Source organism: Duncaniella muricolitica, assembly GCF_910574735.1.
In the GTDB taxonomy this organism is placed as follows: Bacteria; Bacteroidota; Bacteroidia; order Bacteroidales; family Muribaculaceae; genus Duncaniella; species Duncaniella muricolitica.
Genome location: NZ_CAJTCF010000115.1, coordinates 1 through 7,721, shown reverse-complemented (window position 1 = coordinate 7,721; position 7,721 = coordinate 1). Strand labels below are relative to the sequence as shown.

4 protein-coding genes and 1 pseudogene are annotated in these 7,721 nt (G+C 51.0%); 1 reads left to right on the top strand and 4 read right to left on the bottom strand.

Annotated features, from left to right (window positions below):
- Nucleotides 1-109: 109 nt before the first annotated feature.
- Complete coding sequence (locus tag QGT73_RS16405; RefSeq protein WP_280123151.1) at nucleotides 110-286, top strand: hypothetical protein; 177 nt, start codon at nucleotides 110-112, stop codon at nucleotides 284-286.
- Between the two features lie 67 nt (nucleotides 287-353).
- On the opposite strand, the gene QGT73_RS16400 is transcribed toward QGT73_RS16405, so the two are convergent.
- The 4 genes and pseudogenes from QGT73_RS16400 to QGT73_RS16385 all read right to left on the bottom strand — a co-directional run.
- Nucleotides 354-1,559 carry a PepSY-associated TM helix domain-containing protein gene (locus QGT73_RS16400; RefSeq protein WP_280123150.1) on the bottom strand — a complete coding sequence of 402 codons (1,206 nt, stop codon included), beginning with the start codon at nucleotides 1,557-1,559 and terminating at the stop codon, nucleotides 354-356.
- Nucleotides 1,560-1,577: 18 nt separating this feature from the next.
- Nucleotides 1,578-2,975 (bottom strand): DUF4374 domain-containing protein, encoded by a 1,398-nt coding sequence (locus QGT73_RS16395; RefSeq protein WP_280123149.1) that lies wholly within the window; start codon nucleotides 2,973-2,975, stop codon nucleotides 1,578-1,580.
- Nucleotides 2,976-3,001: 26 nt separating this feature from the next.
- A complete protein-coding gene (locus QGT73_RS16390; protein WP_425278419.1) occupies nucleotides 3,002-5,380 on the bottom strand; it encodes a TonB-dependent receptor in 2,379 nt (792 codons plus the stop codon).
- A 313-nt stretch (nucleotides 5,381-5,693) separates the two neighbouring features.
- Nucleotides 5,694-7,616 (bottom strand): annotated as a pseudogene (locus tag QGT73_RS16385) (efflux RND transporter permease subunit); the annotation flags it as partial.
- Between the last annotated feature and the right edge of the window lie 105 nt (nucleotides 7,617-7,721).

Here is a 7,721-nt window from a genome sequence, read left to right as displayed (position 1 = left end):
GATGGGAATAGATAATATAACATAGTTAAACTTTGTTATTTGGTTGTTAACAACTGTTTGTTGGGGTGATTTTACCCCAATATGTTATTTGGAACACTTATCTAACCTCTTGCCAAAGAGGTATTTGTTATGCGACCATTACGGACGCACTGTCACCATTGTATTTGCTATGACGACGGGTGTGGTAACATCGGTGCGCGTGTGTCTGTATGCTGCTCTGGGCTTTGCCATCGTGGCCGGACTGTTCAGCCTCAGCCGTGCCGGTGGCGTGAGAGAAAAAATATAGCAGTTGTCACAAAGATGAAGTGACAACTGCTATATTCCAATCTAATCTATCCTTTTATGCATGAAGTCTATGACCGGACATGAGGATGGTGGCCGTCTTTTTTCTTGCCCATGTGCTTGATCCAAAGATAATAGCCGGTGAGCGGAAGCGATGCGCCCAGCAGAGAGCCGAGCAGCCATAGCAGACGGGTGACAAATCCGCCGAGACTTCCGGTGTGGATGGAGTAAATCCATCCACGCAGTTTGTCGGCCTCAACGGCAGATGCATAAGGAGCGGAGAGCGTCAGCTCGCCTGTGCGGCGGTTGAACTCATAACGGTCGGCCGCACGCGGATTGCCATAATTGCCGATGGTTACTGAAGCGGTCTCCGGCCCGACTGTAATCTGGGGAGCATCGGGATTCTTGGCTTTAAGTTCGTCATACACCTGCTGCCAGCGTCCAAACTCGGAGCGTTTGTGGCCGCCGCGACCTCCATGGCCGCGACCTTCGCCACGATTGCCACGCCCTTCACCTCGTCCGCCACGATTGCCTCGACTCTCCTTTTTGCCTTCGGTTGTGGGTGTGCTTTGTCCGAAATTGCGAGCCGTATGCTCCACACCGCAAACGGCATAGAAGGCTGTGCGATACCAGCCGAACGAATAGGTGAGGCCGGTTAGAGCCATCGCGAGCACGAATATCAGCGCGTACATACCGCCTGCCACATGCAGACTTTTCCAGAAGCCTTTCCAGCCGTTGGATAGGGATATTGACATGCTGTGCTTGAAATTGTGGCGTGCACGTGGCCACCAAAGCACTATACCGGTGATAAGTGCGATGACAAAGATGATGGTCGAGATGCCTACAAGGAGCTTGCCTATCTTCAGCCCGTCTCCGTGGGGATTGGCACTGTCAAGAAGCCAGCGATGCATCTTGAACATGAAGGAGAAAAATCCGAGACGTTCATAGCGGCCGGTGATTTCTCCGGAATACTGGTCGATGAACAGTGACGCGCGACGGGGTTTGGAGAGTGCTACCTGGTAGGTGCGTTCCGGATCGGAAAATACTGTGACGCCTGTGATGGAAACACTGTCGGGCAGGGTGGCTTTGACAGTCTCCATGAGTTCTCCCATGGGGATAGTGGTCTCGCCGACTGACGCCACATAATATACATCGCTTTTTGCAGCTCTGGTGATCTCCTGCTCGAAAATGAGCATGCCGCCCGAGAAGCATATCAGTGTGATGAAGATGCCAAATGGTACCGACAGCCACAGATGGAGTTTTCTGAACAGTTTCATATATCTTTTGTCGCTTTATCAGTCAATCGGATTGAGAAGACCGATGCCCTCGATTGAAGTCACTTCGACAGTCAGTCCCTTGGTGGCCACAGCGGTCCTCGGGTCGATGCGATAAATTACGGGATAACCCTCGGTGAAGCTGATGGGGATGTAGACATATCCGTTGCGGGCATAGATGGTCTTGCCTATAGCCGATACGTTGTCAGGCATGTCGACATATTTCAGAGTCTTGGCTTCAGCGTCGAAGATGGCAAGCGAGAGGGCTGTCAGGGTGCCGCCTTCGTTCAGTTTTTTGTCATACATCTGCATGAGGAAGTAGCTGTCGCTGATATACCAGTTGCGCAGGAATGAGTAGCCGCCAGAGAGGCTTTCGATATCGCAGTAATAATCGTCAAAATCGTTGGCACCGTTGGGAATGCGTGCCACGCCGGCATTCACTGTGGCTTTCTGCAGGTCGGAGGTCATGGCCTTGGCATAGCTGGGTGAGAATACGTACACATCACCCTTGTCGTCGGCCCATACCGACTGATAATACTGTGAACGGTAACGTCCGGCAGGCGAGCTGATTTTTTCAGTCATCGCGATGGTGGGGTTGAGCAGATTGTTATTGTCATAGATGGCAACATAACATCTGTCGGGATACTGTGTGCCGGAGAGTTCTCCTTTCTTGTAAGAGCCTCCGCCGGAGCCACCGTCGGCAGTTGTTACAAGGTCGCGATACTCTTCGCTGCGGAGCCATTTGCCGTTGCCGTCGGCATAGCCGTACTGGCTGAGACCCATGGGAACGATTCCTGCAAAGATACGTGAACCGGCAGGCTCAAGACCGCACACGGTCACGTATTCACCTGTGCCTACATAGTTCTCTACCGAATAGCGGTTGCCAGTATTGACGTTGGAAGTCGATGTGCCGTTCTCGCAGTCGAGGCGAGTGAACGTCAGAGTCTTGGGAGTATAGCCGTTGGCATCGGCATATTCAGAGAGGCCATCGGCGGTCGACATCGTGAAAATATTGTCGCCGGCTATGCCGTAGGATGAGAAACGTGAGATGAAAAATTCTCTTGAGTCGGCTTCGATTTTACCGTCGGGCCGGAGAGCGAATCGCTGTGTCGCACCGTCGTTACCCTGACGATATTGCAGGCCATACACATAGTCTCCGTTATACACCCACTGAGTGGCTCCCGAATTGGTACATCCGTTATTGATAGGCGATACGCTGCCTTCATCAAGCGAGGGCGCGGAGAGAAGTACGTAAGAGGAGTTGCCCGACGCGCTTACGGTAGTAGCGATGACAAACTGCGGGCCGCATGAGGCACCGTTGTAGTCATTGCTGCCGGCGTTGTCATTGTCATCGGAGCAGGCTGTCAGCGCAGAGGCCGACACGGCAAGGGCACATGCCCATACAAACTGTTTCTTCATTGGGTGATTTATGATTTTGTTAATTATTAATTTCCGAAGTATATTCTGAATTTGCCATAAAATGCGCGTCCTGCTTTCTGGAGACTGAAGTTGTCATAGAGCTTGGCGTCGGTGAAGTTGCGACACTCCAGCGATATATTGTAGCGACCGCTGCGGATGCTGTAGGTAAATGTCAGATTGTGGGCAAACTGGTCGGGTATCATATACTCATCGCTGTTTGATCCGATGATTGACGAATAGTAGCAGAACTTGCGGGTGTATTGGTTGTCATACGTGACTGTCAGAGTATTGGTCTTGCGACCGAGACCGAGCCAATAGAAGTTGATGTCGGAGTCGGCGAAGAAGTAGGGCAGATTGGGCATGCGCTGACCGTAGGATAGATTGGCCGCGGTGGTGTTGGGCATCGTGCGGCATTTGTCACGTACGTTCATGTAGGTGAGGTTTCCGCCGAGACTCACCCATTTGGAGAAGCTGTAGCGGGCCGACACGTTTACTCCGGTGGTCTTGACTTTGCCGTAATTTATATAGGTCGCGGCAAATTTTCCGCCTGAGAGCGATGCGATGTTGCGCTGTATGTAGTCGCGGGTATCGCGATAGATCAGACCCGATTCCACATACACTGTGTGACTGCCAAAAGTGGCGTCATAGCTGAGATTGAGGTTGATGTTGTTGCTTGACTCCGGCTTGATGTCCATCTCGCCCATCTCAAGGTCTTCGTCACCGAATATTTCTTCGATGGTCGGCAGACGATAGGCTTTCTCATATGAGGCTTTGAGTTGAAATCCGAGCGGCATGAACCATGTGCCGGCCACTCCATATCCTAAATAATCGACAGTGCGTGAGGCAACGGTATATTCGTCCTGGGCTGATGTCGTGGTGACCGGGCCCGATACATATTGGTGATATTGTTTGCCGAAAGCCGAGAGACTCACCTGTCGGACAGGCGTGTAGCGATAGGAGAGCCCTACGATGTTTTTGCTTGTGACCTTTGCAAACTCATCTTCGCTCGGTGGCGTGGTAAGGAGGTTGCGGTTGGAGCGGTTGAATGTGTTGAACACATTGTTGAGCGTGAACATGTGGCGCCTTCCGAGACGGTAGTTGGCAGTGAATGTCGCAGTCCAGTTGTTGTTGCATGCTTCGGAGAGCTGGTTGGACTGTTCGCTGGGCGAGCTGATGGGAATAGTCTCGCCAAGCCAGTTGTATCTTACGGCTGCGGTGTCGACATTGGTGTTGAGGTTGCGGTTGTAGTTAGCGTTGAACGACACATCAATTCCTTGTGTGAGAAGGTTGCGCTTGCTGTATTCCAGCGACCCCATGAGCGTATTGCCGTGACGATGTTTCTGTCCGAATACGATTTTTTGTCGCACACCGGTCTGCACTTCCTGATACATGTGAGAATAGTTGATGCCCATCAGTATGCGGTCGGCCCAGCTCTTGTTGACAAAACCGAGTTTAGCCATCACAGCCTCATTATGATATTTGTCATTGAAGCGATTTACACGATACAAAGTCTTGGTGTCGAGTGAGCCGGTGGTAAAGTCTTCGACAGGCACATCTACCTTGTAGTTGTTGTCGGAATAGTTCTGAAATGCGTTTATCTCGTATTTAAAACCGTTACGGAGAGTCTGGCCAAAGTTGACATATGACTTGTGGGTGTTGAACGAACCATAGGAATAAGATGCGTCCATAAACCATTTGCGCTGGCGTCGTGGTGTTACGATATTGATGATGCCGCCGATGGCATCTGCTCCGAACCCTACAGGCACGACTCCGCGGTAAATCTCTATGCGGTCGGCAAAGTTGACCGGGATATTATTGAGCCCGAACGAGCTTCCTACGCCTTCCTGCGGCACACCGTCGATAAATACTTTGACATGCTTGCCGCTGAAGCCGTCCATTGTCACAGCCATGTCAGACCCTACGCCTCCGCTCTCGCGTATCTTCATGCCCGGAGCCTTGGCCAAGGCTTCGCTGAGAGTCTTGGTGGTGTTGGTGAGTTCACGGGTATTGATGGCTGTGGCATTGAAAGCTGAGTTTTTCACTTTGCTGAGCTGATTGCCGACCACGATTACTTCACCGAGATTGGTTGATGGTTTGAGTTTGACCACCATTTTGTCTCGTTCACCTGCTTTGAGGTTTACTTTAAATTCTTTTTTGTCAAATCCTACGGATGTGTATACTATCGTGTAATCTCCGGCAGGAGCAGAAAGGTGATAAAGTCCTTTCTCATCGGTGGAACATGTGTATGATGTCCCTTTCAGAAATACGGTGGCAAAGTCGATCGGTTCACCGTCGGTCGATAGCACTTTACCTGAGATCATTCCCGGTTTTCCTGCGGCGAATGTGGAGATTGCGATAGTCAGAAGAGTGATTATACTGAAAAAATACTTTTTCCGAGATGTCATACCTTTTTTTATTGTTTTAGCAGTGCAAAGGTCGGAAGTTTATGCTCGTCAAAAAATACCTATTAATGAGTACTGTATATGTATATTGTTGATATACAATGATATATCGGCGACTGTGAAATATATAAAAGTGGCAAACTACATGCTTTGACGGGTAAACGTCGAGGTAGATGTGGGCATGTCGGACCGAGATTCATCGAAAATAATTAATGATATTATCGCACTGTTTAGGGATAACCGATGTGTAACTTTGCAGCATAATTATACACCGCACGTCATGAAAAAGTCAGTCCTTCCACGCCCTGTATTCTCGTCAATTACCATGGTTCGAGCTTGGTATGTCTACCTGTCCACGTGTTCTCTTGGGCATGATACGTTCGTGTATGTATTGGAATATAACGAAGAATACCGGTACCATAAACAGCAGAGCCAATGTGCCGAAGAGCAGTCCGCCTACAGTCCCGACTCCGACCGAAATATTACCGTTGGCTCCTACACCCGATGCAAACATAAGCGGAAGCATGCCGAATATCATCGTTGCCGAGGTCATGATGATGGGACGGAAGCGGGCTTTGGCCGCAGATATGGCTGCAGCAATGAGTCCCATGCCCTCTTTGCGGCGGGCGGTGGCATATTCAGTGAGCAGTATGGCGGTTTTTGCCAGCAGACCTATGATCATGATAAGGCCTATCTGCATGTAGATGTTGTTTTCAATGCCCCACCAGCGGGCGAATATGAAACATCCGGCCAGACCCATGGGTACGGCTGCGATTACTGCCAGAGGTATTGTAATGCTTTCATAGAGTGCGCATAAGATGAGGTAGATAAATGCGAGGCATATGCTGAATACGATTACTGTAGTGTTGCCGGCCGAGGATTCCTCACGCGACATGCCGCCAAATTCATAGCCATAGCCTGTAGGCAGGTATTGGTCGGCAACTTCCTTGATGGCGTTGATGGCTTCGCCTGAGCTGTAGCCGTCGCCCTGCTCGCCAAACACCGAAATAGCCGGAAACAGATTGAATCTCGATAGACTTTCCGAGCCGTAGACCCGCGTGAGTGTAATGAAATTGTCAAGCGGTGCCATCTCTCCGTCGCCGGTGCGTACATACATGCTTTTGAGTGACTCGGTGTCGAGCCGGGCCTCGGGTGTGGCCTGAACCATTACTCGATAGAGCTTGGTGAATCGGTTGAGGTTTGACGAATAACTGCCGCCGACATATCCGGCAAGAGTCGACAACACATCTGACGGAGAAACATTCATCCTGAGGCATTTCGCAGCGTCGACCTCTACCATGTACTGGGGATACTTGGTGTCGAAGGTGGTGTAGGCCCGCGAGATTTCGGGTCGGGAGTTGAGCGAGTCGATAAACTCGCGTGTCACTTGCAGCAGTTCGTCGGTAGTCTTTCCCGAGCGGTCCTGCACATAAAGCTCAAAGCCGCTGCCTGTGCCGTAGCCCGATATCATTGGCGACTGAGAGGCACGCACCTGTGCCGACGATATGCCTTCAGTGCGTTTATATATCTCTCGTATTATTGCATTGATGTCGTGGCCTGAGCCTTTGCGCTCGCTCCAGTCGCGCAGACGTATGTTGAATGAACCGGCTGATGCCGATTGGTCGTGACGGGCATTTTTACCGGTCACGCGCGAATAGATGTAGATGTCGGGAATATCCTTGATCGCATCCTCTATACGGTCCATAATCTCGCTTGTCTCGGCAAGATTACTGCCGGGAGCTACCTGGACATTTAGACTGATTGTGCCCATGTCCTCCTGTGGCACAAGCCCTGTCTTGGTGGTTGATACAAGCCACACCAGCGCGCCTCCCGAGAGCAGAAACAGAGTCAGGACTATCCAGCGGAAACGAAACAGAAACATAACGCCGCTGCGGTATTGTCCGGTCATGGTGGCAAACGAACGGTCGAAAGCATAATGGAATCGTTTCACAAATCCGTGCCGGCTGCCGTCCTCTTTGGCCGGACGCATGAGCAGTGCGCTGAGGGCCGGGCATAGCGTCATGGCGTTGATGAGCGAGATGCCCACCGCCACAGCCATTGTGAGACCAAACTGCGTGTAGAACGTTCCGGATGTCCCTCCCATAAAACATACGGGTATAAAGACGGCCATGAACACCACTGTCGTAGTGATGAGTGCGGCCGAGAGTCCGCCCATAGCCGAGACTGTAGCCTGATAAGGGTCTTTGTGGCCGCTGTCAAATTTGGCTTGTACGGCTTCGGTGCGCCAGTCAAGGTAGTGTCTTAATAGTCCCTTTGGCAAGGATTAGGCAAGTGTTCTTTGAAAATGACCTATCATCACCGACTTATCTGTCCAACGAAAGAC

Excerpts from the sequence above, each read along its gene's own strand:
- QGT73_RS16400 (WP_280123150.1), bottom strand. The coding sequence starts at position 1,559 with ATGAAACTGTTCAGAAAACTCCATCTGTGGCTGTCGGTACCATTTGGC.
- QGT73_RS16395 (WP_280123149.1), bottom strand. The coding sequence starts at position 2,975 with ATGAAGAAACAGTTTGTATGGGCATGTGCCCTTGCCGTGTCGGCCTCT.
- QGT73_RS16390 (WP_425278419.1), bottom strand. The coding sequence starts at position 5,380 with ATGACATCTCGGAAAAAGTATTTTTTCAGTATAATCACTCTTCTGACT.